Genomic DNA, 25,425 nt, shown 5'->3' with positions numbered 1-25,425 from the left:
AGCCGGATGAAGAGTACTTCATCTGTGCCCCTCATCTACGAGGTACTTATGCATCGCCATGCTCTCACCTACCGGACCTTCGGTAATCCGCTTGAAACATTGAACATGGAAACGGCTGAGGTGCCTGAACTGAGCGCGAATAAGCTCAGGGTCAGTATGCTGTGTGCTCCCGTGAATCCCTCTGACCTGATTCCCATCCACGGAGCGTACTCGCATCGCATAGCACTGCCCGCCGTTGCGGGCTACGAAGGCGTAGGGCGCGTGATGGAGGCACCTCAAGCGTATGCTTCGCTGATCGGAAAACGCGTGCTTCCACTACGCGGTGAAGGCACTTGGCAGACGCTTGTGGATTGTGACCCTGCGCTTGCCGTGCCTGTCCCGGATGACATTCCTGATGCCGTGGCTGCACGGGCCTACATCAATCCCCTGGCAGCCTTGACGATGCTGGAAATGTGGCCTGTCAGGGGCAAGCGTGTGCTGCTCACTGGCGCGGGTTCGAATTGCGCGGAATACCTGGGAACGTGGGCCTACCAGCATGGGGCTCGTGAAGTCATTGGGGTATATCGCTCCGAGAGCCGAGCCGCCCGCCTCGAACAGCTGGGTATTCGGACGCTATCTCTTCAGGATACGTCGCAGATCACCCATGTGGCGCGCGTGTCCGATGTGGTCTTTGACGCCTTGGGCGGTCCAGTGGCCTCGAACATTCTGCAGTCAATGGCGCCTGGTGCGATGTTTATCGCCTATGGATTATTGACGGGGCAGGCTGTTCAATTGGATGGCAAACCTCGCGCTCATTACAGAAGGTTTCATCTGCGCGATAGCTTGGCCAGGATGCCTGCAGACACCTGGCAGCATCAGTTCCTGGCCATCTGGAAGCTGCTGAGCCAGCTAGAGATGCCGAATTATCGCGTGTTTGCATGGCAGGATTGGCAGCGAGCGGTCGAGGCGGTGCTGCAGCCACAGAGCCAGAAAAGCCTATTGGACTTTACTCGCCTGGCGTAGGCGATGATGACCGTAGCAAATCAGCCCGGGCGCTGAAACTGCCTGCGCGCCTGCTCCACCTGTTCGCGTGTGATGCAGTGGAGCGAGTGGTCGTTGAGCAGCCCCATGGCCTGCATAAAGGCGAACGCCGTGGTGGGGCCGAAGAATTTCCAGCCGCGTTTTTTCAGCTCCTTCGCCATGGCGATGGATTCTGGCGAGGTGGTCTGCGATTGAGGGGCCTCGGTGTCGCTGGGCTCATAGCGCCAGAAGAACGCCGCCAGCGACCCTTCCTGCTCGACCATCTCCTGGGCGCGCTGGGCGTTATTGATGGTGGCTTCGATTTTTCCACGATGACGAATGATGCCCGCGTCTTGCAGTAAGCGCTCCACGTCCTGTTCGCCAAAGTGGGCTACCTGATGAAAATCGAAGTGGTGAAAAGCGGCGCGAAAGTTGTCGCGCTTATTGAGGATCGTGCGCCAGCTGAGCCCCGACTGAAAGCTTTCCAGGCAAAGTTTTTCGAACAGGCGCTGGTCGTTATCGACCGGAAACCCCCACTCCTGGTCGTGGTACGGCAGGAATTCCGGCGCTCCTGCGCACCACTGGCAGCGGGGTTGCCCATCCGGGGCGATAAAGCCGTTCGTCATCAGTCGTGTACCGTGGTGGTCAGAGGATCAGGCAAACCATTCCCGAGCGGTGCGCCACAGGCACATGCCGGTGAAGTAGACCGATGTCAGCACCCAGCCCCACAAGGCCCAGGCGGCATGGGTGGGGTTCGAGAGAATCAGCGAAGTCGTGCAGACACACCACACCAGCGTGACCGTGATGTTCAGCGGCATGAATTGCCGTACCCGGAAAGGGTGCAGAAACTTCATGCGGGTGACGGTGAGGGCCGCCATGAGCAGAATGATCGCGAAGGTGACAAACGGCGGAAAATCAAGAATGTAGAAGTAGGCGGCGATGATGTTCCAGGCAGCAGGAAAACCGACAAAGTAGTTGTCCTGGCTTTTCATGTTCACGTTGCAAAAGCAGAACATGGAGGAGAGCAGGATGATGAAGACCGAGAGCAGTTCGAAGTGGGTGGGCAGCTCGACGAAAAAGTAGATGAACAGCGCCGGGATGAATGCCCAGGTGAGATAGTCGATCACCATATCCAGCGTGGAGCCATCGAAGTGGGGCAGAATGGTCTTCACTTCATACTTGCGCGCCAGGGTGCCGTCCAGGCCGTCTACCATCATGGCGGCGCCTAGCCACAGCAGGCAGGCCACGGGGTTGTTATCGATCAGCGCCAACAGCGCCATGGTGCCCAGCAAGACACCGCTGGCAGTGAAGACATGCACGCTCCAGGCCTTGTAGACCGAGGCGCGCGATTCTGTGTGTGAAGAGAGCAATTGAGCCACCTTGACCCCATGGGGAACGGCCGTTCCCTTTCTATCAGGTTTATAAATGAGCGTATAAAGAACGCTACACTACTACAAGAGTGCCCCCCTAGAATACGTTGGTCTTGTGACCATCGCGGGAAAGTGGCGTGTCGGGAGTGCGGGTTTGATGGGCCAGATACGCGTTGCTCAGCCACTGTCCTGCCCAGGCCAGGGTCTGTTCGTTGGCACTGGCATAGCCAAGCACCAAACCGAATCGCTTGTTGGCGGAAAGGTAGTAATGTGACAGTGGCGACAGTGTAATGCCCGCCTGGGCAGCATGACTGACCAGAGCCGTTTCCTCCTCGATACTGCTCAGCTCGGCCAGCAAGTGCATGCCAGCATGCCCCTCCGATAACCGTAAACCTGCCGCAACGGCGGGGGCCAAGGCGGCGCGTAAACAGCTTTGGCGGTGACGGTAGGCCGTCCGCATGCGGGTGATATGGCGGGTGAAGTGGCCACTGGCCATGAAGGCGGCCAGTGCCGACTGGAGTGGGTAGTGACCCTCTCGATGTAAACGGGCCTGGGCCCGGCACACATCGGGAGCGAGTTCAGGCGGGGCGACCAGATAGCCCAGGCGCAAACCGGGATACAGGACTTTGCTGAACGTGCCCACATAAATGACCGGCGCCTGTTCGGTCAGCCCCTGGAGTGATGGGAGCGGTGGGGTGTCATAGCGAAACTCACTGTCGTAATCGTCTTCGATGATCCATCCGCCGCAGCGTTCGGCGACGTCCAGCAGTGCCAACCGACGAGTGACGGGCATGGTCACGCCAGTGGGGTATTGATGGGAGGGGGTGGTATAGATCAGTCGAGGGGCGGGAGCACTTTTTTCGCCCAAGGCCGGGTCGAGCCCATCGGCATCAACGGGAACGGGCGTGACATCGAGCCCAGCTGCCAGAAAGCAGGCTTTGGCACCGCCGTAGCCAGGCTCTTCCATCCAGACCGCGTCGTCAGGGTCGGTCAGTAGCTGGGTGATCAGCTCGAAGGCTTGCTGTGCCCCCTGAGTGATGATGACCTGTTCAGGCTGGCAGCGTACCGCTCGAGAGAGCCTCAGGTAGTCGCTGATCGCCACTTTCAATGCTGCCAGCCCGCCGCCGGTCTGATAATCCATCCACGCCACATCGGCGTTGCGCTGATGCTGGCGCACAAGCCGTTGCCACTGCGCTTCAGGAAACAGGTCCAGGGCGGGTACGCCGGGTGAGAACGCTCGGTAGCCGTTGCTGAGCGTCTTGCTCAGCGCCAATAGGGTGCGCCCGCGGGAAGAGTAGTGAACGGCCTTTGGAGGCGGTGTGGTCTCGGTATCCAGCACGCGAGGCAACTGCGCTACGTAAAGCCCCGCCCCTTGGCGTGCCACCAGCAGCCCCTCGGCCAGCAGCCTGTCCGTTGCCGCGAGGACGGTATTGCGGCTGACGCCCAGCGCATCCGACATGTGACGTGACGAAGGCAGCCGCTGGCCCGCCGTGAGTTTACCCTGGCGTACCCACTCCTTGAGCGGATGGTATAGCCGCTGACTGAGTGATCGCGTTGCGTGTTGATGCATGCGCAAGGCCAATGCGTCGATGATCCAGTCACTGTCGCTGGCGCTCTGTTTCACTGGTTCTCCTGAAAGGGTGCAAAGTGGCTCTTTTTAAGGAACCACTATAGCGGCAGACTGGGGCATTACTCCATGACTATCGAGGCAATGACATGACCCAGATTCGTCCAGCGGTGTTTGATGACCTGGCTCCCTTGAGTGAGCTGCTCGATGGCTATCGCCAATTTTACCAACAGCCCAGCGACTTGCTGGCTGCACGGAGGTTTCTCGAATTGCGGATGGGGCTGGGCGACTCCTACATTCTCGTCAGTGAGGCGAGCGATGGCTCACTGACGGGGTTCGTGCAGCTCTATCCGGGTGTTTCCACCGTGGGGCTGAATGCTCGGTGGACGCTTAATGACCTCTTCGTGCAGCCAGCGTCGCGCACGCAAGGCACCGGCAGAGCGTTGATGGAAGCCGCCGCCAGGCTGGCCCAGGAGCATGGAGTCGCACGCTTGATCCTCATGACACAGGTAGAGAATCAGCGCGCCCAGGCGCTTTACGAGTCACTGGGCTGGCAGCGCAATACGGCGTTTTATGGCTATTTGCTCGACATAAAGTAAACGTTTTTACACTGCCACTTAGTGGATGGTTTTTGCCGCAAGCCCTAACCAAGCCACGGTGGCGTCACGATGCGTGCGGGCTCCCGCTGCATGATGATGTCACCGTGGCGGACGGAGAGCAGTACGTCACCCTGGTTGCGTAGCACGCTGTAGTCGTCTTCTCCATCCAGCAGGTTGAAGCTGGCGGGTTTGCCCACCTCGATACCGTAACGTGCCTCGATGTTGAGCGTGCGGGCGCTGTTGTCGGTGATCAGCGACAGCGCCTGGCTGAAGTCCTGATAGCCCATCATCTGGCAAATATGCAGGCCAAAATCCAGCGTTCGCAGCAGTTTGCCGTTGCCCAGCGAGTACCAGGGGTCGAAGATGGAGTCTTCGGCAAAACAGACGTTGATACCGGCTTCGTTGAGTTCCTTGACGCGTGTTACGCCGCGCCGTTTGGGGTAGGTGTCGAAGCGCCCTTGCAGGTGGATGCTCTCGGTGGGGCAGGAAATGAAGTTGATGCCCGAGCGCTTGAGCAGCAGAAACAGCTTCGAGCAGTAGGCGTTGTCGTAGGAGTGCATGGCGGTGGTGTGGCTGGCGGTCACGCGGCTGCCCAGCTCATGAAACAGTGCCTCACAAGCGAGCACTTCGAGAAACCGCGAGTTGGGATCATCGATTTCGTCGCAGTGTACATCCACCAGGCGGTCGTACTTGATGGCCAGTTCGATGACGCGCTTCATGGACGCCACGCCCAACTCTCGCGTGTACTCGAAGTGAGGAATGCCGCCTACCACATCGGCGCCAAACTCCAGCGCCTCTTCCATGAGTTTGTCGCCGCCGGGGAATGAAAGCAGGCCATCCTGCGGGAAGGCCACCACCTGAATGTCGATTTTGTCCTTCAGCTCGTCTCGCAGTGTGCAAAGGGTTTTCAGGCCTACTAGGCTGGGGTCGCTGGTGTCGGCATGGGTGCGCACGAACTGCACGCCGTTGCCGATCAACAGGTTGAGGGTCTTCAGTACGCGCTCCCGAATGTCCGCCTCGTCGAGCAACGGTTTACGCTCCCCCCAGCGTTCGATGCCCTCGAACAGCGTGCCGCTCTGGTTCCAGTGAGGCTCGCCAGCGGTCAGGGCCGCATCCAGGTGGATATGCGGCTCGATAAACGGCGCACACAGCAGTTTGCCGCCCGCATCCCTCTGGCCTTCGCCTGCCGTTTGCGGCGCATCCTGAGCGGTGATTGCGGTGAAGACGCCGTTCTCGATGTCCAGCCGATAAAGCCCAGGGCGCTGGCGAAGGCGGGCATTGATGATCTGCATGTTCATAAACAGGTGCTCACTTATTGTTTGGCCGTCGATGGGAAGCTATCACCCAGCGTAGCGTGCTTCATACGTAGCAGCACGGCGTAGCTGCCTGCCGCGACTGCGACTCCCACCAGCGGCGGTAGTAACGGAGAAAAATAGGCAGCCCCGGCACCAATGGCATAGGCGGCGAGGCCACGCCGATTGAAATCGGGTAGCTGCGCAGAGGCCAAAGCAGGGTAGCGGCCTCGGTGCTTGAGCCAAAAATCAGCCATGATCACCCCGCCCATGGGAGGGATAAACGTGCCGAGCAGCACCAGAAATGGAATGAGCAGGTTGTACATGCCACCTACCGCCAGCACGGTACCAATGGCGGCGCCGCTGACGGTGACCAAGCGGCGCTTTTCGGTGCGCAGCAAGTTGCATCCCGCCACGGCGAAGTTGTAAATCGTGTTGTCCTGGGTCGTCCATATGTTCAGGAACAGCATCAATACCGCGAGGGAGAGAAAGCCTTGGGCAATGAGAACATCGACGATATCTGCCTGCTGGTAAATCATCGTGCCCAAGGCACCGGTCAGCACCATCAATCCATTGCCAATGAAAAAAGCGGCCAGCGTTGCGATCACCGCAACTTTCGGCGTCCTGGCAAAGCGACTCCAGTTGGTCGCCTGGGTGCCACCGCTGATGAAGGTACCGATAATCACGGTGATCGCCGCTGCGACACTCATACTTTCCGTTGGCGTTTGCTGGCTTAATCCTGCAAAGCCGCGCACATCGACCAGCCCGGTGAACAGGCTGATCAAGATGAAGAGCATCATGGCGGGTACGGCGAAGCGCGACAGCCAGTCCATGCCTCGATAGCCGATCATGGCGGTCACGCAGAATCCAAAGCCAAACAGCACCATCAAGGGGATTTCCAGCCATTCAGGCATCCCCGTGGTGCGTACCAGTACCAGAGCTATCGTGGCGGTTCCCCAGGCGTACCAGCCAATCTGCGTGAAGCCGAGGATAATGTCAGAGAGTTTGCTGCCTTTTTCGCCGAAGCAGAACCGTCCCATCAGGACGGCATTCAGGCCGCTCTGGCAGGCGATATAAGCCAGCGTTGCTGCGTAGATACCCAGTAGCAGGTTGCCTGCCACGATAATCCACAGTAACTGGCCAATCGGGAAGGCTTGGCCCAGGGAGCCACCCGCCCACATGGTGGCGGTGAAAAAGGTAAAGCCAAGCAGTACCGCTGAGGTAGAGAGTAGCCCTTTCCGAGCCTGGAGGGGTACTTCGCTAAGTGGGTAGTCTGAATGGTGCATCTTTTTCCCCTTCGATACGTCGTCGCGTGTCATGGTCAAGAAAGATGCAGCAAGCCGCATGCCAATCAGGCGTGGTCAGGTAACAAGAAACGTTTAAATTTTTAGCTACTCGTGCGCGTCTTTAATGGTAGTTTGCGAAAAGAAGACAGGAATAACGAGCGCGCACGCGCACCACAAGGTAACGAGCGCTCTGAATGGCGTGGCGCTAACGTGCCATTGACAGGATCGATGATCAGCAATGGGCGATGTGGCAAGACGTGGCTGAGGGGGAGTCGGCCAATATGAAACCATCAAGCTCGGAAGAGCCACCGTCGCCAGCCGTCCGGTTGCCCTGGTACCGGACGCTGGTCGGTAAAGTGGCGGTATTCATGGTGCTGGGGGTAGTCTTTGCCTACTCCATGGGGGCCTTGCTGGGCTTTGCCATCGTGGAGCGCAGTGCACGCGAACAGTGGGCCCGGGAAGCGCTGGTGAATGCCCAGATCGTGAGCGCCACGATTCGGCGTATCTACACGAATGTCGCGGTACGCACGGACCTCTCAGGCCAAGTGACGCACCTGGTGTCCGAACAGCCCATTGGGGATGAAGACTCGGTGCTCAGTACGGGGTTCAGCCCTGTGGATGTGTTGGCGCTGGCGAGTGCGCAAACGCGCCACAACGTCTGGCTGTTTTCACGTTTGCCAGATGGCGGCTTCGCCATGGTCGCCGATGCCCACCACGGTGAAGAGACCACGCTCGAACTCCCCCACGTCCCAGAGCTGTCGCTGGCTGCTTCTGGCAGTGAGCTGTACGTGGGCTTTGCCCGGCTTGGCGAGCAGGAGCACTTCATCAGCGCATTGCCCATTGTGTCTCCTCAGGGGGAGTTATGGGGGGTGTCGGTTGCCACCATTGGCACCAAGGCGACGCTGTATCAGGTGCACCGCGAGCTACTGCTGAAAGTCGTCGCCTCACTGGGCATCGTGCTGTTGGCCACGCCCTTGCTGCTGAGCCTGCTGATGCATCAGCTGTTCAAGCCCGTGCCGCGTCTGATCAAGGCGTTGACGCATATTTCTCATAATCGAACCGAGCAGACAACGCCCTACACACAGCGCCAGGATGAGATTGGCTGTATGGCCCAGGCCATTGAAGCGTTACGCAAAAAAGTCGTCGAGCGCGAGCTGCTGCTGGAGGTCAAGGAGGAGGCGCTCAAGTTCCAGCACCTGGCGCACCACGATGCGCTGACCAAGCTGCCTAACCGTGTTCAGTTCAACGAGGCCTTGCAGGTCGCCGTCGCGCAGCTGTCGGGAGGCGAGCGCTTCAATGTGATGATTTTTGACCTGGATCGCTTCAAGGCCGTCAACGATACGTTAGGGCATGCCGCCGGGGATGAACTGCTGATCCAGGCCAGCCGACGGGTACAGCGGCTGTTGGCCGAGCGTGAGATGGTGGCGCGCCTGGGGGGCGATGAGTTCGCGATTCTCCAGCCTGTTCACCACCATGCGCTGGACGAAGCCAGTGTACGGGCAGGGCGGCTGGTCGCTGCGCTGCGCGAACCCTTTGACCTGCAGGGAGAGCGCGTCCAGATCGGGGTCAGCATCGGGATTGCCCTGGCCCCACGGGATGGCGAAAGCAGCCATACGCTGTTGCGCAGTGCCGATGTGGCGCTTTACGCTGCCAAGGCCATGGGGCGAGGGCGTTATCAGGTGTTCAGTAGCGGCATGACCATGGGAACCAGCCATGATGTGTAGCGTGATCGGGCGGTATATCGCGTTGATGGGCTTGCTGCTGCTGGCCATGGGCATGGCCAGCGCCCAGACAGGCTCGACGCTTGCGCGCATTCAGCAGGATCACACCATTCTGATTGGGCACCGAGAACACGAGGAGCCGTTCTCCTACGTGGTGGAAGGGCGGCCCATCGGCTACTCCATCGATATTTGCCAAGCAGTGGTCGACAGCATCAGCGCTCGGCTGGGTGGGCCTGCGCTGGCAGTTACCTTCGTGCCGGTGACGCCCGCCAACCGCTTCATCCTGCTGAGCAAGGGCGATATCGACCTTGAGTGTGGGGTGACGACCAATACCGCAGAGCGGCGTCGGCAGGCAGCATTTTCCTACCCCCATTACTTCAGTACTACCCGCTATGTGTCGCTGACGAAGAATGCGCTGGATCGCATCGAAGACCTGACAGGACGCAGCGTCGTATCGACCACAGGGACGCTCAATATCGAGCAGCTCAATGCCATGAACCGGGAGCAAGGCCTCAATATCTCGGTCATGCTGAGTCGCTCCCACGACGAAGCGTTCACCATGGTAGCTGCCGAGCAGGCGTCTGCGTTCGTGATGGACGATATCTTGCTGGCGGGCCTGGTGGCGTCCGATGCCTCTCCCGAGCGCTTTCATATCTCGTCGGAAGCGCTGAGTGACCCCGAACCGTATGGCCTGATGTTGCGCCGTGACGACCCCGAGTTTTTAGCCTGGGTCAATGAAGCGTTACGCGCGCTCTATCAGAGTGGCGACATGCTGGCGCTTTATGAGAAGTGGTTCTTGTCTCCCATTCCGCCCGACCAGCAGGTGGTGGGGCTGCCCATGAGCCCTCAGCTGGAGGCCGTTCTGACACACCCGGAAGCATTCGCTGAGTAAGGAGTGAGTCATGTCACGAAGATACAGGCGCTGGTGGGTGGGGTTGATGGCCTCCTTGGGCGCCAGTGCGTTGGCGTTCGCTGCCGAGATCGACACCTTGGAACGCCTCCGGGAAACCGGCACGCTGCGAGTTGGCTATGGCGATACGGCGCCTTTTTCCTATGCGGATGATCAGGGCCGCGTGGTGGGGTATTCCATCGAGCTGTGTCAGCGGGTGGCCGAGCATTTACAGCAGCAACTGGCACTTCCCCACCTGGAGATCGAATACGTCTTCCGTACCCCGGGTAACCGAGTTCAATTATTGAACAGTGGTGTGATCGATATCGAATGCAATGCCAGTACGAATACGGCAGAGCGCCGCCGTAGTGCGGATTTTTCGCTGAGCCACTTTTTCGTCTCCGTGCGCTATGTTGCGCTGGCCAAACATGGGTTTGCCACGCTGCAGGATCTGGCGGGGCGCAGCGTCAGTGTGGCGCGGGGAACGGTGAACGTGGGGCAGATCAATCTGGCCAACCGCGAGCAGCGTTTGAACCTGTCGGTAGTGCCGGTGGAAACGCTTCAGGAGGCTTTTGACCTGGTCACCCATGAGCGGGTGGCGGCGTTTGCCATGGATGACATTCTGCTTAGCACGATGATGGCAGAAACCGGCAACCCCGCGGCCTATCGCCTGTCGGAAGAGGCGATAACGGCGGAGGAGCCGCTGGGGCTGCTGATGCGCCGAGGCGATGACGCTTTTGTCGAGCAGGTGAACCAGGCGCTGCGCCAGATCTATCAAAGCGATGAGATGCTGGCGCTTTACGAGCGGTGGTTCCTGCAGCCGTTGCCCGGCAAGGAACTTACTCTGAACGTGCCGCTGAGCGAAACGCTGAAAAACCACTTTGCCAATCCCCAGGCCTCCCCTCAGATCACCCCTCAGGCTGTTTTACAGGACTAGGCGCGGGCTTTTTTAGCCGTGGCAGTACTGGGGGCTTTCTCGCGTCGTTCGGCCAGGTGCTCTACCTTGCGCTGCTTTTCGTACAGGAAGCGCAGCACTTCCTGGCGGTAGCGGTTGTAGCGGGGGTCGTCGGCCAGCGTGATACGGTTGCGGGGGCGCGGCAGGTCGATGTCGAGAATTTCGCCAATGCGCGCCGAGGGGCCGTTGGTCAGCATCACGATACGATCAGACAGCAGCACGGCCTCATCCACATCGTGGGTGATCATGATGACGGTATTCCCCAGCTCGTCCTGAATGCGCATCACCTCTTCTTGCAGGTGGGCGCGTGTCAGCGCATCCAGGGCGCCAAACGGCTCATCCAGCAGCAGTACCTTGGGCTCCATGGCCAGAGCGCGGGCGATCCCTACCCGCTGCTTCATGCCGCCGGAAATCTCTGAAGGGCGTTTGTCGAGGGCATGGGACATACCGACCATGTCCAGATTCTTGAGGATCCAGGCGTGGCGTTCGGCCTTGGTCTTGCGGCGGGCAAAGGTCTTGTTCACTGCCAGCGCCACGTTTTCGTACACCGTGAGCCAGGGCAGTAACGAGTGGTTTTGGAAGACCACGCTGCGGTCGGGGCCTGGCGCATTGACCTCCTTGCCATCCAGGATGACCGCGCCAGAGGTCGAGGAGGTGAGCCCGGCGATGATGTTGAGCAGGGTCGACTTGCCGCAGCCCGAATGGCCAATGATCGAGATGTACTCACCCTTGGCGACGCCCAGGTCGATCTCCTTGAGCACGTTGGTAGTGGCACCTTTGGTGGCAAAGGTCATGTCCACCTGCTCGACGCTTAAATAGTGTGAAGCCATGATCCAATCTCCTGGGTTAGCTTTGGGTGGTGCCACGGGTCACGCACTGGCCGATGAAGGCCACGATGCGGTCAAGAATGAAGCCCACGATGCCCACATAGATGAGTGCCAGCACGATGTCGCTGAGCATGGAGGCATTCCAGGCGTCCCAGATGAAAAAGCCGATGCCCACGCCGCCAATCAGCATCTCGGCGGCCACGATGGCCAGCCAGGAAAGCCCTACCCCAATGCGCAGGCCCGAGAAAATATAGGGTGCGGCGGCGGGCAGCATGATGCGGGTGAAATACTCCATGCCGTTGAGGCGAATCACGCGGGCCACGTTGCGGTAATCCTCGGGGATATTACGCACCCCCACTGAGGTGTTGATGATGATGGGCCAGATGGCGGTGATGAAGATCACGAAGATGGCCGAAGGGGTGCTGTCCTGAAACCCGGCCAGTGAAATCGGCAGCCAGGCCAGCGGAGGCACGGTGCGCAGCACCTGAAACACGGGGTCGAGGCCACGCAGGGCCCAGGTCGATTGGCCCACCAGCACGCCCAGGCTGATACCTACCACCACCGCCAGCAGGTAGCCATAGGCCACGCGTTCCAGGCTGGCCAGAATCTGCCAGCCCATGCCCTTGTCGTTGCCGCCGTAGTCGTAGAAGGGATGAATGATCAGCTCCCAGGTATCGTTGAGCACCTGCGAGGGCGGCGGCAGCGCCGCGCCAGGATGGGAGCACAGCGCTTCCCACAGGCCGATCAGAATGGCCAGCACGACCACCGGCGGCAGCACGTTCTTGACCAGGGTATCGCGCAGGCGTAGCAGTACAGGGTGCACGCCTGGCATGGGGGTAGACAGCGTATTGGCTCTTGATGAAGTCGTCATGAGGCTCTCCCAGGCTGCCTGGCTCAGGCCAGCGCCTTGATCTCCAGGCTATCGAGGTAGGCTTGCGGGTTTTCCGGATCGAAGACCTTGCCGTCGAACAGCGTTTCGACGCCGCGAGAGGTGGAGTCCGGAATGTCTGCCGAGGCCACGCCGAGGGCGTGAGCGGCTTCTCGCCACAGGTCTTCGCGGTTGACCTGCTCGATCAAGGCCGCGCTGTCGAAGTCCTGCGGCAAGTAGCCCCAGCGCTTGTTCTCGGTCAGGAACCACAGGTCGTGGCTCTTGAAGGGGTAGGAGGCGTGCTTGTCCCAGTAGCGCATCATGTGCGGATGGTTTTCCACGACGCGCCCGGTGCCGTAATCGAAGTTGCCCTGAATACGGTCGATGAGGTCGGCATAAGGCGCATGAATCCAGCGGCGGCGTGAGCAGATCTGGGCCATCTCCTCGTGGTTGGCCGGGTCTTCGCACCACATTTGCGCTTCCATGATGGCCATTAGCAGCGCTTTGGTGGCGTTGGGGTGGGCTTCGACGTAGTCGCTGCGCATGGCGAAGGCTTTTTCCGGGTGATCGTTCCACAGCTCGCCGGTGGTATTGGCGGTGTAGCCGATGCCCTGGTTGATCAACTGCTGGTTCCAGGGCTCGCACACGCAGAAGGTGTCCATACTGCCCACCCGCATGTTGGCCACCATCTGGGCCGGCGGGATGGTAATGGTGGAGATGTCGCGGTTGGGGTCGATGCCCCCGGCGGCCATCCAGTAGCGAATCCACATGTCGTGGGTGCCGCCGGGGAAGGTCATGGCAGCGCTGACTTCGCTGCCTCCACTGCGCTTTTCCGCCAGGGCCTGGGCAAACTCACGGGTATCCAACGCGACCTTGAGGTCGGCGTACTCATCGCCCACCGAGATGCACTGCCCGTTGAGATTGAGGCGCGCCAGAATGCTCATCGGCACGGGAATGTTGTTGGGGGTCATGGCACCGCTGGCGATCAGGTAAGGCATGGGCGTCAGGATGTGTGCGCCATCGATCCCGTTACGCTGTGAACCCAGCACCAGGTTGTCTCGGGTGGTACCCCAGGAAGACTGCTTGAGGACCTCCACATCGGTCATGCCGTGCTTGGCAAAAAATCCTTTTTCATCGGCCACGAACAGCGGCGCTGCATCCGTCAGCGCAATGAAGCCGAGTTTGGCCGACGTGGTTTCCAAAGCGCCGTTGGCAAAAGCCCAGCTCATGGGCAGGCTGCTGAGCACGGCAGAGCCTCCCACCACGGCAGCGGAGCTTTTGAGAAAGTGGCGACGTTCCGGTGAGTGGGACGAAGAGATTTTTTTGCGCATGACACGGTTCCTGCCCTTTGGAGACAAAAACGGCGCCTGCAATCAGCCCCGTTGAGGAGCTGTTGCAGACGCCGTTGTCTGTTGATCATCTTTTTTTATCGCCGGGCCCACGTTGACCCAGTTTGCTATCCCCTTGTCTTGTGCAGCTAACATGCCAAATGGCGGAGTCGTTTTTGCGAAACATCAGCTTTTCAAAAGGTTAGTCATAATAGTCGAAGAGCTGTCTGGTTATCGAAGGAGGCAGGGATGGTGCGGTGCAGCGTAGAAATGGTGCAGTTTTGGCGAAGTTGCACGAAAAAGAAGCAAGATTGTTAGCAAGTTATCAATAACGTCAAATAATGTGAACTCTATTGTCTCATCGGTTACCTTCCATAGAATGCCAGCCACACATTGAGGCTTGCGTAGCGAGCACTATATTAAAGAAAAGACGTTTCTCTAATTGACTGGCAAACGACGCTTTGTCGGCAGGGGGTGGCATGAAGCGATTACTGGCAAATATCTCGATAAAAACAAGTCTGACGTTCACGTTGGTCATTTTTGCTTTGTTGATCATGACTATTGCTGCTCTTGGTCATTGGGCGGGGACGAAAGGCGGGAACTCATTAGAAGCCATGGACGAGCTGTCGATGCATCAGATGTTGCCCCTGGCGCGTACTCAGCGCTCAGTAGGTTTTGCCCAGTTGGCGTATTTGAACAGTGTCGTGGCTTCGGAAGATGGTCAGCATCAGCAGGCGCAAACCTATCTGGCCGAGGCTGAAACGTTTCAGCAATCTGCTCAGAGTTACTTCTCCGAATTTGAAGCCTCCGACCCACGTGGTATGAACAACGAGTTGGCCGAGGCCGTGATTACCGCCTTTTATGCGGTGATGCAGGAAGGCTTGATTCCCATGGAGGCGGCGGTAAAGTCGGGTGATAGTGCTCAGTTAAACGCGGTGCGTTTAGCCATTATTCCACTTAATCAATCGTTTGTTACGACTAGCATGGCCTTTAACGGCTATCTGGCCGAGTATGCGGATCAGTTGGTCGACCGCTACGATCGCGATATGCAAGTATTTGGTTACATCGATATTGCCGTGATCGTGGCTGCGCTGTTCATTATTGTGCTGGTGCGCATGGCGATGGTGAGGTCCATCGTCAAGCCCCTGGATGAAGCCGTGGTGCATTTCGAGCGCATTGCCGAAAACGATCTGTCATCCCGCGTGGACCTGCGCGGAAGCAATGAAATTGGCAAGCTGTTCAGCGCCATGCAGCGCATGCAGAGTGGCCTGGCGGCCACGGTAGCGACCGTGCGCGACAGCAGCGGCTCGATCTACATCGGCGCACGAGAAATTGCCGGGGGCAACGCGGATTTATCGTCGCGCACCGAGCAGCAGGCAGCCTCCCTGCAGGAAACCGCCGCCAGCATGGAGCAGTTGACCCAAACCGTGAAGCAGAACGCCGATAACGCACGTCAGGCCAGCACGCTGGCCAACGATGCTTCGGGTAAGGCGGTAGAGGGCGGCGACGTGGTCGAGCAGGTCATCTCGACCATGCACGGGATTTCCTCGAGCTCCCAGCAGGTGGCCGATATCATCAACGTGATCGACTCGATTGCCTTCCAGACCAATATTCTGGCGCTCAATGCCTCGGTCGAGGCTGCCCGGGCAGGCGAGCAGGGACGCGGTTTCGCGGTTGTCGCCAGCGAAGTACGCAACCTGGCCAGCCGCAGTGCCGAGGCGGCCAAGGAGATCAAGCGATTGATCGATGCTTCCACGGCGCAGGTCAATGAAGGCTCTCAACTGGTAGAAAAAGCCGGTGCCACCATGCGGGAAGTCGTCGGATCGGTACGCCGGGTCACCGACATCATGGATGAAATATCGGCAGCCTCCCAGGAGCAGAGCGCGGGCATCGAGCAGGTCAATCAGGCCGTCGCTCAGATGGATGAGGTCACCCAACAGAACGCGGCGCTGGTGCAAGAGGCGTCTGCGGCGGCCAGCTCTCTGGAGGAGCAGGCCGAGCGGTTGGAGGGCGTGGTGGCGGCATTCCGCCTGGAGCAGGGGGCTGAAAGTCGTCAGCCCGCGCTGGCTACCCCGCCGCCCCGCGGCGAGCTGCTGCGCCCCCAGCTTACGAGTAAGCCAAAGTCCAAAGCGGCCGCCAGTGCCGAGCAGGAGTGGGAAGCGTTTTGATAAGCTGAGGTTATCTCTATGAGCCACAGAGCCCCGCCACCGTAAACCGGTGGCGGGGCTCTGTGTTTTGCGCCTGTATGGTCAAGCAGCAAGCCGACTTTTCAGACAGCGCCTAGTTGAGCGCGCTGGCCACTTCCTCGATTTGCAAGGTCAGGCTCTGCAGGCCGCCGCCAGAGAGGTACCAAAGCGCAGGGGTGAGCATCACCAGCTGGGCGTCCGTGCCCGCTTCTGCCCACTGCTGGCGAAGCTGCTCGGCGTCTGCGGGCTCGTCGCCAATGGCCGCACTGCGGTCGATCACCAGCACGATCTCAGGGTCGATCTCGGCAATGGCGTCAGCGGAAAGCGGCGTAAAGGTGCGTTCGCCGCGTACTTCGGGGGTCACGCTCTCGGGCATCTCCAGGGCAGCAATGCCCAATACTTCATGAACCACCGGGTGCTGATTGAGCATCAGGTTGCCACCATTATGGGTGACCACCAGCGTCGTCGGGGCATCCTGCAGGGCTTCCCGCTGGCGCTCGATTTCGCTATTCAGCATCTGCAGGGCCTCTTCGGCCGCGTTTTCCACATCCAGCTGGCTGGCCAGTTCACGCACGTTGCGCTCGACGGAGTCAAGATACGCCTCACCGGTCACGCTGGCATCGAACAGCGGGGCGATCTCGCCCAGCGCGTCGGCCCACTCTGCCTGGCGGCCGGTGTGTACGATCAGCGTTGGGTTGGCCTCTGCCAGTGCCTCCATGTCGGGGGAGCGCAGGCCCCCAATGTCGGTGTAGCGGTCGGCGGCATACTGCTCAAGGTAGTTCGGCAAGTTGGCTTTGGGCACGCCCACCACCTGCTCACTCACCCCCAGGGCGTCCAGCGTATCCAGGCTGCCTAGATCAAACGTGGCAATGCGCTGGTCGGCGCTCGCGGCGGCGCTGGTCAGCAGTAGTGCAGTGGTGATGGCGGTGACTTTCATGAGAGGCCCTTTTTTGAGGAACACAGCTTTGAGAAACACAGCTGTTCTTTGAGAAATATAGCTATATGCAATAATTTCTCATCATCGCAGCAAGCAGCGGCGTTGTAGCGTGTTGAAAAGGGAACGGCACGTTGCAGAAAATGCGACCGCCTCCGTAGAGGCGGTCGTGGTGGCGCATAGTGATCAAGCAACCAGGCGACTAAGAGGCGACGCGGAAGGGGTTGCGCGGGTCGTCATCCCAGGCGAGGAAGGGCTTGCCGGTTTCCTGAGGCACCATGGTGATGCAGTTTTCCACCGGGCAGGTGATCTGGCACAGGTTGCAGCCCACGCACTCGTCTTCGATGACCTCGTAGCGGCGCGCGCCGTCCTGCTCGGTGAGCTTGGCAATCGACTGGTGAGAGGTGTCCTCGCAGGCGATATAGCAGCGGCCACACTCGATGCACAGATCCTGGTCGATATGGGCGATGGTCTTGAAGTTGATGTCCAGGTGCTTCCAGTCGGTGGTTTGTGGCACCGCCTTGCGGGAAAACGCTTCGATGGAGTCGTGGCCTTTTTCCGCCATCCAGCGGGAGAGGCCATCTTTCATCTCTTCAACAATACGAAAACCGTTGAGCATGGCAGCGGTGCAGACCTGCACGCTGCCCGCGCCCAGGGCGATGAATTCCGCCGCATCCCGCCAGGTGGAAATCCCGCCAATACCGGAAATGGGCAGCGTGGGCGTGGCTGGGTCACGGGCAATTTCCGCCACCATGTTCAGGGCGATGGGTTTCACCGCGCTGCCGCAGTAGCCGCCGTGGGTGCTCTGATGGCCCACGGTGGGTTTGGCGACCATGTTGTCCAGGTCGATGCTGGTAATGGAGTTGATGGTGTTGATCAACGAGACTGCATCCGCGCCGCCTCGCAGTGCCGCCTGGGCGCCCACGCGAATATCGGTGATGTTGGGGGTGAGCTTGACGATGACCGGCTTGGAGTAGTGCTTTTTACACCAGTAGGTGACTTTTTCGATCAAATCCGGGTTTTGGCCCACCGCCGCGCCCATGCCGCGTTCCGGCATGCCGTGGGGGCAGCCCAGGTTGAGCTCGATGCCGTCTGCGCCGGTGGCTTCCACCCGCGGCAGGATATACGCCCAGGCCTCCTCGTTGCAGGGCACCATGATGGAGACGATCAGCGCCCGGTCCGGCCAATCCTTCTTCACCTGGGTGATCTCTTGAAGGTTGATCTCCAGTGAACGGTCGGTAATCAGCTCGATATTGTTGAAACCGATCACCTCGCGGTTTTTGCCGTAGTGGGCCGAGTAGCGGGAGGAGACGTTCACGGCTGGCGGCTCTTCGCCAAGGGTTTTCCATACCACGCCGCCCCAGCCCGCCTCATAGGCGCGCACCACGTTGTAGGCTTTGTCGGTGGGCGGGGCCGAGGCCAGCCAGAAGGGGTTGGGGGCTTTGATGCCGGCAAAGTTCACCGATAGATCGACGCCGTTCACCACGCTGTCGCCGCTGTGTTTCTTGCCTGGAAAAGAGAGGGTGTTGAAAGGTGTGGTGTTCATGCGGCCTCCTGCTGGGCGGCGAGCGCTTGATGGATGGCGTGGGCGGCCAGCTTGCCGTGCTGCACGGCCTGCACGGTGAGGTCCTGGCCGGGTTTGACGCAGTCGCCGCCGGCATAAACGTTGGGCAATGAGGTCTGGAACAGCTCATTGACGTGGATGCGCTCCCCATCCCGGGCCAGTTCGGAGGCGGTGGCATCGCGTAGGCTGTCGCCCTCGAAGCCCTGGCCGATGGCGGTGAAAATGGCATCCGCCGCGATCTCGAAGGTCTCACCCGTGGTGGAGAGGCTGCCTTGCTGCTCTGCGGTGTGGGCAAAACGCATGCCTGCCACTCGTCCTTGGGCGTCCAGCAGAATCTCGTCCGGCTGGGCCCAGGTCACCATGCGCACGCCGTTGGCCTTGGCAATCTCCTGTTCGTGGTCGGTGGCGGACATCGCCTCAGTGCCACGGCGATACACCAGAGTGACCTCTTTGGCCCCCAAACGCGCCATTTGCGTGGCCATGTCGATGGCGGTATTGCCTGCGCCAATCACGATGCAGCGCTTGGCCACGGCCAGGCTGCCCAGGTCATCGGCTTGGCGCAGGGTATTGATGTAGTCCACTGCGGGCATCAGGCCCGGTGCATCTTCGCCGGTCAGCCCTAGCGTGCGGCTGGCTCCCAGCCCCAAACCCAGAAACACGCTGTCGTACTGCTGGCGCAGGGTGTCGAGAGTGAGGTTGTCGCCCAGGCGTTGGCCGTATTGGAGGTCGATGCCGCCAATGTCCAGCAGGAACTCGACTTCCTTGCGGGCAAAATCGTCGGTCATCTTGTAGCGGGCAATGCCGTACTCGTTGAGCCCGCCAGGCTTTTGCTCGGCCTCGAAGATGGTGACCTGATGGCCCAGCATGGCCAAGCGATGAGCGCAGGAGAGGCCCGCAGGCCCGGCACCTACCACGGCAACATGGCGGCCAGTGCTGGCGGCCCGCTTGAAGGGGTGGCTGTCGAACTGCATGTGATCGGTAGCGTGACGCTGGAGCAAACCGATCAGCACCGGCTGGCACTCGGCGTCGTGGTTACGCACGCAGCTGCGTTCGCAAAGGATTTCCGTGGGGCACACCCGTGCGCAGCTGCCGCCGAGGATATTGGCTTCCAGAATGGTTTCTGCTGCGCCATTAATGTTGTTATCACTGATTTGGCGGATGAAGCTGGGAATGTCGATGTCCGACGGGCAGGCCTCGACGCAGGGCGCGTCATAGCAGTACAGGCAGCGCTGGCTTTCGATGATGGCCTGGCGCGGCGTCAGCGGCGGATGCAGGTCGCTGAAGTTGCTTGCCAGCGTCGCTGGGTCGTAGGTGCCGACCTCTTTTGCGCTGGGCAGATGATCAAGTGAATGGGTCACGGTCGTTTCTCCCTGGTCCTTCTGGATCGTTCTGTTCTTCGTGGGGCGTCTGTTCTTTGTGGGGCTAGGCTCAGCGAGTGACCGCCACGGGGGCATTCAGCTCGGCACGCTTGGCCAGCAGTTCGAACACACCGGGGTAGGCGGGGCGCTTCAGGTAACGGCCCGCACCGCGCTCGGCGTGCAGCTCGCCATCCCGCCAGGTCCATTTGCCCTGGCTGATGGTGTGGCGGGCAATGCCGCGCACCGTCTTGCCCTCGAAAATATTGAAATCGACGTTCTGATGATGGGTCTTGGCGGAAATCGTGCGGGTGCCGTTGGGGTCCCAGACCACGAGGTCGGCATCGGCACCCACCTGAATCGCCCCTTTGCGCGGGTAGAGGTTGAAGATCTTGGCGGTGTTGGTGGAGGTGACCGCCACGAACTCCTGGGGCGAGAGCTTGCCGGTATTGACCCCTTCGTCCCACAGCACGGCCAGGCGGTCTTCCACACCCGCAGTGCCGTTGGGGATCTTGGTGAAGTCATCTTTACCGGCGGCTTTCTGCTCTTCGCAGAAACAGCAGTGGTCGGTGGCGGTGGTTTGCAGATTGCCAGATTGCAGGCCGTGCCAGAGCGCTTCCTGGTGGCCTTTGGGCCGGAATGGCGGGCTCATCACGTGGGCGGCGGCAGTGGCCCAGTCGGGGTGCTGGTAAACACTGTCATCGATTACCAGGTGGCCCGCCAGGCACTCGCCAAACACCGGGTAACCCTGTTGGCGGGCGTAGGCGATTTCATCCACCGCGTCTTTGGTGGAGACGTGCACCAGGTAGACCGGAGCGCCCAGGGTGGAAGCAATGCGAATGGCACGGCTGGCGGCTTCGCCTTCCACCTGCGGTGGGCGGGAAAGCGGGTGGGCTTCCGGCCCGGTGATGCCCTGGGCCAGCAGCTTCTGCTGCATGTGGTAGACCAGTTCGCCGTTTTCGGCATGCACGGTGGGCACCGCGCCCAGCTCCAGGCAGCGGGAAAAGCTCTCCACCAGAATGTCATCGGTGGCCATGATGGCGCCCTTGTAGGCCATGAAGTGCTTGAAGCTGTTGACCCCGTGGTCGCGTACCAGGGTGCCCATTTCCTCTTTGACGCTCTCATCCCACCAGGTGATCGCCACGTGGAAGGCGAAGTCGGTGGCGGCTTTTTCCGCCCAGCCCTGCCAGGTCTCGAAGGCCTCCAGCAGCGATTGGCCGGGGCTGGGGATCACGAAATCGATAATGGTGGTGGTGCCGCCCGCCATGGCGGCGGCGGTGCCGGTGTAGAAGTCTTCGCTGGCCACCGCGCCCATGAAGGGCATCTGCATGTGGGTGTGTGGGTCGATGCCGCCAGGCATCACCAATTGGTTGCTGGCATCGACGATCTCGCAGCCTTCCGGCACGCCCAGGTCGGTGCCAATGGCGTGGATTTTGCCATCGACACACAGCACATCGGCGCGGTAAGTATCGGCGTGGGTGACCACCGTGCCGCCCTTGATCAATAAGCTCATGGTTCGCTCCTGTCGTTGTGTTTAGCCAGCAGAATCATTCACCGTCGGTGAGGCGGGTGTAGGTCTCGGGGCGTCGGTCGCGGAAGAACTGCCAGTTGTTGCGCACCTCGCGCACCATATCCAGGTCGATCTCATGCACCAGCAGCTCGTCTTCCGTGGCGCTGGCCTGGGCTTCGATCTTGCCGCGTGGGTTGACGATGTAGCTGGAGCCGTAGAAGTCGCCGATATTCCAGGGCGCCTCGGTGCCAACCCGGTTGATAGCGGCGATGAAGCAGCCGTTGGCAGCCGCAGAGGCGGGTTGCTCAAGCTCCCAGAGGTATTGGGAAAGACCGGCCACCGTGGCCGAAGGGTTGAAAATCACGTCGGCGCCGTTGAGCGCCAATGCCCGCCAGCCTTCCGGGAAGTGGCGGTCGTAGCAGATATACACGCCGATCTTGCCGTAGGCGGTATCGAAAACCGGCCAGTTGGATTTGCCTGGTTTGAAGAAGAATTTCTCCCAAAAGCCAGCCACCTGGGGAATGTGTGTCTTGTGGTATTTGCCCAGGTAGCTGCCGTCGGCATCGAACACGGCGGCGGTGTTGTAGTAAACGCCGGTCTCGGTCTCTTCATAGATAGGGACGATGATCACCATGCGGTGCTCGGCCGCGAGCTTTTGCATCATCTGGCAGGTGGGGCCCTCCGGCACTCGCTCGGCGGCGGCGTACCATTTGCTGTCCTGGCTGGGGCAAAAATAGGGCTGATTGAACACTTCCTGGAAGCACAGCACCTGCACGCCTTGCTCGGCGGCTTGCTGAATCATGGGCAGGTGCGCTTCGTTCATCGCGTCACGAATGACGCCGGGTTCCTGATCGGTGCTGGTATTCAGGGCCATCTGGATCAGGCCAATCTTCATTTTCTGCATGGACTACCCCTCTTTTGTCATAACGCGCCGACCTCCGAATGGATGGGAGGCCAGCTATGGGTGGCTTTTCTGCCGGTATCGATGAGTGGCGGAAAAGATCGCTAGGCGTGTCATGACATCGACTCATGGTCGAAACTTATAATTGTTAGCAAAGCTGTCAAGATAGACAGCTTTTTGAACATAGCGCTGGTTGAAGACGTTTTGCAAGAAGTTTTTATGAAAATCCTGGTTGTCTTTCAAGTGACTGTTTTTGCTGTTTTTTAGGTTTTTTATTGTCCGTTTTTATCAATTTGGTGAGGTGCTGCACTATTATGGCGTTTCATTTTTATTTTTTTAAATCAATGATTTGTGTTTTATTTTTTGGTTTTTATATTGGTTTTTTGCATTCTTGTGGTGCGTTTTATGAATATGTCGCTACCCTGTTTAGGAGGATTTAATACCCGTGACTATAACAACAATGATACAGAGGGCTTCGTCTTTATATATGTCTGCTTAGTCAGCTTTGTGTTCAATGAGTTAGCGGTGAGCGCGTGGTTTTGGGCACGCTTATTGCTGCGCAACCTGTTGAACCTTTGAAGATAAAAAGGCAATGGCGAGGCTGAGGAGACAACGATGACGGCAGCTAAATCTCGAATGATCGATCAGCAGGGGTTGGTCGAACTGGCAGTGGAAGACGATGTGCGTGAAAGCCCACGCTTCAACGACGATATTGCGCCTACCGAAGCAAAAGAGCGTACCTGGAGCAAATGGAACATTGCGGCGCTGTGGGTCGGTATGTCGATCTGCGTGCCCACCTACACCCTGGGCGGCGTGCTCACGGCCTACTTTGGGCTGAGCGTTGGCGAGGCGCTGCTGGCCATTCTGCTGGCCAACGTGATCGTGCTGATTCCGCTGACGCTGAACGCTTTTCCCGGCACCAAATTCGGCATTCCCTTTCCGGTGGTGCTGCGCTCTTCGTTTGGCATCCTGGGTTCCAACGTGCCCTGCCTGGTCAGGGCGCTGGTGGGCTGCGGCTGGTTTGGCATTCAAACCATGTTTGGCGGGCTGGCCATTCACCTGCTGCTGTCGGCGCTGTTTCCCGCCTGGGCGGCGCTGGGAGGCGTCGGCGAGGTGATTGGTTTCTTCGTGTTTGGCGCCATGAACCTGTACGTGGTGATTCGCGGGGCCGAGTCGATCAAGTGGCTGGAAACCCTGGCGGCACCGCTGCTGTTGGCCGTGGGGATCGGGCTGATGATTTGGGCGTGGCCGCACATGTCGATGACCGAACTGCTGGCCCAGCCGCCGTCGCGCCCGGAAGGGGCTTCGGTATATGGCTATTTTTTTGCTGGCCTGACGGCCATGGTGGGCTTCTGGGCGACGCTGTCACTGAACATTCCTGATTTCAGCCGCTTCGCCAAGAGCCAGAAGGACCAGATCGTCGGGCAGATCCTGGGCTTGCCGTTGACCATGTTCTTCTTTGCTGCCTTGGGCGTGGTATTGACCGCCGCCTCGGAAACGCTGGTAGGCCAAACCGTGGCCGACCCGGTGCGCCTGATCGGCTATATCGACAGCCCTTTCTGGGTCATCATGGCCATGCTGCTGATCATCGTGGCGACCATCTCGACCAACACCGCTTCCAATATCGTCTCACCCACCAATGACTTTCAGAACATTGCCCCCAAGCTGATCAATCAAACCCGTGGCGTGCTGATGACCGGCGCCGTGGGGGTGCTGCTGATGGGCTACGACCTGCTGCAAAAGGCGGGGGTGGTGAGCCAGGGCGTTTCACTGGAGCAGATGTACTCCAACTGGCTGCTGGGCTACTCCAGCCTGCTGGGCCCGATTGCAGGCATCATGGCGGTGGATTATTTCCTGATCAAACGCCAGCGCCTGGATGTGCCTAGCCTGTACATGGACCACCAGGCTTACCCCGCGGTCAATATCGCCGGATTCATTGCCTTCGGCATTCCGGTGAGCCTGACCCTGCTGTCGCTGCTGACCGGTACCATGAACTGGTTCTATGACTACGGCTGGTTCACGGGCTCGGCGCTGGGGGCGGTGGTGTACTACGTCGCCAGCCGTACCCTGGCGTCGTCTCCCCAGGCAGGCCCTGTGCCGCTGATGGCCAGCGAGGCGGCTCGCCAGCCTTGATGCGGTAGCGCATGGCGCAGCCAGCTGTCGGGCAGAGCCTGGCGGGCTGCGCCGCTGGGCTTTGTACGAAAATTGCCTATGCTCGCCCATACGGCGTTAAAAATCGGCTCAAAGTACTCATTTACACCTTGTAAACTCCGTCTTTTCGCCGATTTTTGCCTTGTCTGGCCATCGCTCGCCGACTTTTCGTACAAAGCCTAGTTGGCTTCCTTCACCAGCCCCAGGAAGGCATCCACCACGCGGTTGGGGCGGCGGTCGTGGCGGGTAATCAGCACGAACGGGATGCGATACGCGTAGTGCTGGGGCAGCAGGGCGCGCATCTTGCCTGCGCTGACCCACTGGGCGGCCACGTGTTCGGGTAGAAAGCCAATGAAGCGCCCGGTCAGGATCAGGAAGGCGCCGCCTTCCCGGTCTGACGCAGAGGCTCGACGGTTGAGTGCTTCGTGGGCCTGGCGGGCTTTTTCCGGTAGCGGGTAGCGGGGCTGTATGGCGGGGTACTGGGCAATGTCGCCTGCTTCGAGCCTCTCATCGGCCTGTGGAAACAAGGGGTGCTCTGCCGAGCAGTACAGGTATGACGGCTCGTCGTAAAGCCAGCGCGTCTCCAGGCTGGTCGGCAGGTTCACGGCAGGCACCACCCCGACGTGCAGGTGCCCATCCATGACGCCCCGGATCACCGCGTCAGAGGGTTCCATATGAATATTCACGGTCACCGCATGGTTGGGTGCCGTCAGCGCCGCCAGGGCGTGGGTAACGTTCATGGCGGGTAGCGTCACCAGGTTATCGGTGATGCCGATATTCAGCTCGCCCTTGATGGTGTGATGCAGTGCATTGACATCGCTTTTGAAGGTTTCGAGGGCGGACAGCAGGGTCAGGCCTGCCTGATAAATCTCCTTGCCTTCTTCGGTCAGGCTGAACCCACCGCGACCTCGCTGGCAAAGCGAAAACCCCAGGCGGCTCTCCAGGTCGCTCATGTGCTGGCTGATGGCCGAGCGGCTGATGCCCAGCGTCGTTTCTGCTGCGGTGAAGCCACCGCACTCCACCACGGTCTTGAAGATACGCACCAGGCGTATTTCGTAATCGCTCATTTGTCCCAGAGATGCCATGGCTGCCTCGTTGCCCTGCCGGTCATACCGATATGAGG

Annotated in this window: 21 protein-coding genes; 7 read left to right on the top strand and 14 right to left on the bottom strand. The window is 59.7% G+C overall.

The window, feature by feature from the left end; genetic code table 11:
• Nucleotides 1–24: 24 nt before the first annotated feature.
• Nucleotides 25–1,002: a zinc-dependent alcohol dehydrogenase family protein gene (locus tag FEU76_RS04595; protein WP_260851353.1), complete on the top strand. Its 978-nt coding sequence runs from the start codon at nucleotides 25–27 to the stop codon at nucleotides 1,000–1,002.
• 20 nt (nucleotides 1,003–1,022) lie between these two features.
• Here the strand turns inward: FEU76_RS04595 and FEU76_RS04590 are convergent, their stop codons facing one another.
• The 3 genes from FEU76_RS04590 to pdxR all read right to left on the bottom strand — a co-directional run bounded on the left by FEU76_RS04590 (nucleotide 1,023) and on the right by pdxR (nucleotide 3,939).
• Nucleotides 1,023–1,625: a DNA-3-methyladenine glycosylase I gene (locus FEU76_RS04590; protein WP_144980764.1), complete on the bottom strand. Its 603-nt coding sequence runs from the start codon at nucleotides 1,623–1,625 to the stop codon at nucleotides 1,023–1,025.
• 27 nt (nucleotides 1,626–1,652) lie between these two features.
• Nucleotides 1,653–2,369, bottom strand: coding sequence for a phosphatidylcholine synthase (gene pcsA / locus FEU76_RS04585; RefSeq protein ID WP_016915175.1), 717 nt, complete (start codon nucleotides 2,367–2,369; stop codon nucleotides 1,653–1,655).
• 97 nt (nucleotides 2,370–2,466) lie between these two features.
• Entirely contained in the window at nucleotides 2,467–3,939 is a 1,473-nt protein-coding gene (gene pdxR / locus FEU76_RS04580) for a MocR-like pyridoxine biosynthesis transcription factor PdxR (RefSeq protein ID WP_144981505.1), read from the bottom strand.
• Between the two features lie 146 nt (nucleotides 3,940–4,085).
• Between pdxR and FEU76_RS04575 the strand changes: the two genes are divergently transcribed.
• Entirely contained in the window at nucleotides 4,086–4,535 is a 450-nt protein-coding gene (locus tag FEU76_RS04575; protein WP_144980761.1) for a GNAT family N-acetyltransferase, read from the top strand.
• Between the two features lie 44 nt (nucleotides 4,536–4,579).
• Here the strand turns inward: FEU76_RS04575 and codA are convergent, their stop codons facing one another.
• Together codA and codB are read right to left on the bottom strand one after the other, a co-directional pair.
• Nucleotides 4,580–5,833 carry a cytosine deaminase gene (gene codA, locus FEU76_RS04570; protein ID WP_144980758.1) on the bottom strand — a complete coding sequence of 418 codons (1,254 nt, stop codon included), beginning with the start codon at nucleotides 5,831–5,833 and terminating at the stop codon, nucleotides 4,580–4,582.
• Between the two features lie 14 nt (nucleotides 5,834–5,847).
• Nucleotides 5,848–7,113, bottom strand: coding sequence for a cytosine permease (codB, locus tag FEU76_RS04565; protein ID WP_096922012.1), 1,266 nt, complete (start codon nucleotides 7,111–7,113; stop codon nucleotides 5,848–5,850).
• A gap of 281 nt (nucleotides 7,114–7,394) precedes the next feature.
• Here codB and FEU76_RS04560 point away from each other — a divergent pair, with 281 nt between their 5' ends.
• The 3 genes from FEU76_RS04560 to FEU76_RS04550 are packed head-to-tail and all read left to right on the top strand — an operon-like array spanning nucleotide 7,395 to nucleotide 10,660.
• Nucleotides 7,395–8,837: a GGDEF domain-containing protein gene (locus FEU76_RS04560; RefSeq protein WP_144980755.1), complete on the top strand. Its 1,443-nt coding sequence runs from the start codon at nucleotides 7,395–7,397 to the stop codon at nucleotides 8,835–8,837.
• The gene (locus FEU76_RS04555; protein WP_260851352.1) at nucleotides 8,827–9,726 is read left to right on the top strand and encodes an amino acid ABC transporter substrate-binding protein; all 900 of its coding nucleotides are present in this window, start codon (nucleotides 8,827–8,829) and stop codon (nucleotides 9,724–9,726) included. The genes FEU76_RS04560 and FEU76_RS04555 overlap by 11 nt, the downstream gene beginning before the upstream one ends.
• A 10-nt stretch (nucleotides 9,727–9,736) precedes the next feature.
• Nucleotides 9,737–10,660 carry an amino acid ABC transporter substrate-binding protein gene (locus FEU76_RS04550; protein ID WP_229800798.1) on the top strand — a complete coding sequence of 308 codons (924 nt, stop codon included), beginning with the start codon at nucleotides 9,737–9,739 and terminating at the stop codon, nucleotides 10,658–10,660.
• Here FEU76_RS04550 and FEU76_RS04545 read toward each other — a convergent pair.
• Genes FEU76_RS04545 through FEU76_RS04535 form a run of 3 tightly spaced genes read right to left on the bottom strand, consistent with a single transcriptional unit; the run spans nucleotide 10,657 to nucleotide 13,704 of the window.
• Nucleotides 10,657–11,508 carry an ABC transporter ATP-binding protein gene (locus FEU76_RS04545; RefSeq protein WP_016915169.1) on the bottom strand — a complete coding sequence of 284 codons (852 nt, stop codon included), beginning with the start codon at nucleotides 11,506–11,508 and terminating at the stop codon, nucleotides 10,657–10,659. The genes FEU76_RS04550 and FEU76_RS04545 overlap by 4 nt on opposite strands.
• A gap of 16 nt (nucleotides 11,509–11,524) precedes the next feature.
• Nucleotides 11,525–12,376 carry a nitrate ABC transporter permease gene (gene ntrB / locus FEU76_RS04540; RefSeq protein WP_039175127.1) on the bottom strand — a complete coding sequence of 284 codons (852 nt, stop codon included), beginning with the start codon at nucleotides 12,374–12,376 and terminating at the stop codon, nucleotides 11,525–11,527.
• Nucleotides 12,377–12,399: 23 nt separating this feature from the next.
• Nucleotides 12,400–13,704, bottom strand: coding sequence for a CmpA/NrtA family ABC transporter substrate-binding protein (locus FEU76_RS04535; protein WP_016915167.1), 1,305 nt, complete (start codon nucleotides 13,702–13,704; stop codon nucleotides 12,400–12,402).
• A gap of 476 nt (nucleotides 13,705–14,180) precedes the next feature.
• On the opposite strand from FEU76_RS04535, the gene FEU76_RS04530 reads away from it, so the two are divergent.
• Nucleotides 14,181–15,869 (top strand): methyl-accepting chemotaxis protein, encoded by a 1,689-nt coding sequence (locus FEU76_RS04530; RefSeq protein WP_144980752.1) that lies wholly within the window; start codon nucleotides 14,181–14,183, stop codon nucleotides 15,867–15,869.
• 112 nt (nucleotides 15,870–15,981) lie between these two features.
• Here the strand turns inward: FEU76_RS04530 and FEU76_RS04525 are convergent, their stop codons facing one another.
• From FEU76_RS04525 to FEU76_RS04505, 5 genes are all read right to left on the bottom strand, one after another.
• Nucleotides 15,982–16,824, bottom strand: coding sequence for an ABC transporter substrate-binding protein (locus tag FEU76_RS04525; RefSeq protein WP_144980749.1), 843 nt, complete (start codon nucleotides 16,822–16,824; stop codon nucleotides 15,982–15,984).
• Between the two features lie 199 nt (nucleotides 16,825–17,023).
• Nucleotides 17,024–18,367, bottom strand: a complete 1,344-nt coding sequence (gene preA, locus FEU76_RS04520; protein ID WP_096922015.1) for an NAD-dependent dihydropyrimidine dehydrogenase subunit PreA — start codon at nucleotides 18,365–18,367, stop codon at nucleotides 17,024–17,026.
• On the bottom strand, nucleotides 18,364–19,743 hold the full coding sequence (locus FEU76_RS04515) for an NAD(P)-dependent oxidoreductase (RefSeq protein ID WP_144980746.1): 1,380 nt from the start codon (nucleotides 19,741–19,743) through the stop codon (nucleotides 18,364–18,366). Before FEU76_RS04515 ends, preA begins: the two co-directional genes overlap by 4 nt.
• Nucleotides 19,744–19,813: 70 nt before the next feature.
• Nucleotides 19,814–21,253, bottom strand: coding sequence for a dihydropyrimidinase (gene hydA / locus FEU76_RS04510; protein ID WP_144980743.1), 1,440 nt, complete (start codon nucleotides 21,251–21,253; stop codon nucleotides 19,814–19,816).
• A 34-nt stretch (nucleotides 21,254–21,287) separates the two neighbouring features.
• Nucleotides 21,288–22,154: a nitrilase-related carbon-nitrogen hydrolase gene (locus FEU76_RS04505; RefSeq protein WP_144980740.1), complete on the bottom strand. Its 867-nt coding sequence runs from the start codon at nucleotides 22,152–22,154 to the stop codon at nucleotides 21,288–21,290.
• 612 nt (nucleotides 22,155–22,766) lie between these two features.
• Between FEU76_RS04505 and FEU76_RS04500 the strand changes: the two genes are divergently transcribed.
• Nucleotides 22,767–24,284: an NCS1 family nucleobase:cation symporter-1 gene (locus FEU76_RS04500; RefSeq protein WP_144980737.1), complete on the top strand. Its 1,518-nt coding sequence runs from the start codon at nucleotides 22,767–22,769 to the stop codon at nucleotides 24,282–24,284.
• A 197-nt stretch (nucleotides 24,285–24,481) separates the two neighbouring features.
• Here the strand turns inward: FEU76_RS04500 and FEU76_RS04490 are convergent, their stop codons facing one another.
• Nucleotides 24,482–25,387: a LysR family transcriptional regulator gene (locus FEU76_RS04490; RefSeq protein WP_144980730.1), complete on the bottom strand. Its 906-nt coding sequence runs from the start codon at nucleotides 25,385–25,387 to the stop codon at nucleotides 24,482–24,484.
• Nucleotides 25,388–25,425: the final 38 nt, after the last annotated feature.

This window comes from Halomonas sp. C22, from assembly GCF_007655045.1.
Lineage (GTDB): Bacteria > Pseudomonadota > Gammaproteobacteria > Pseudomonadales > Halomonadaceae > Vreelandella > Vreelandella hamiltonii.
The sequence above is the reverse complement of the archived record's forward strand: the minus strand, read 5'-3'. Positions and strand labels throughout refer to the sequence as shown.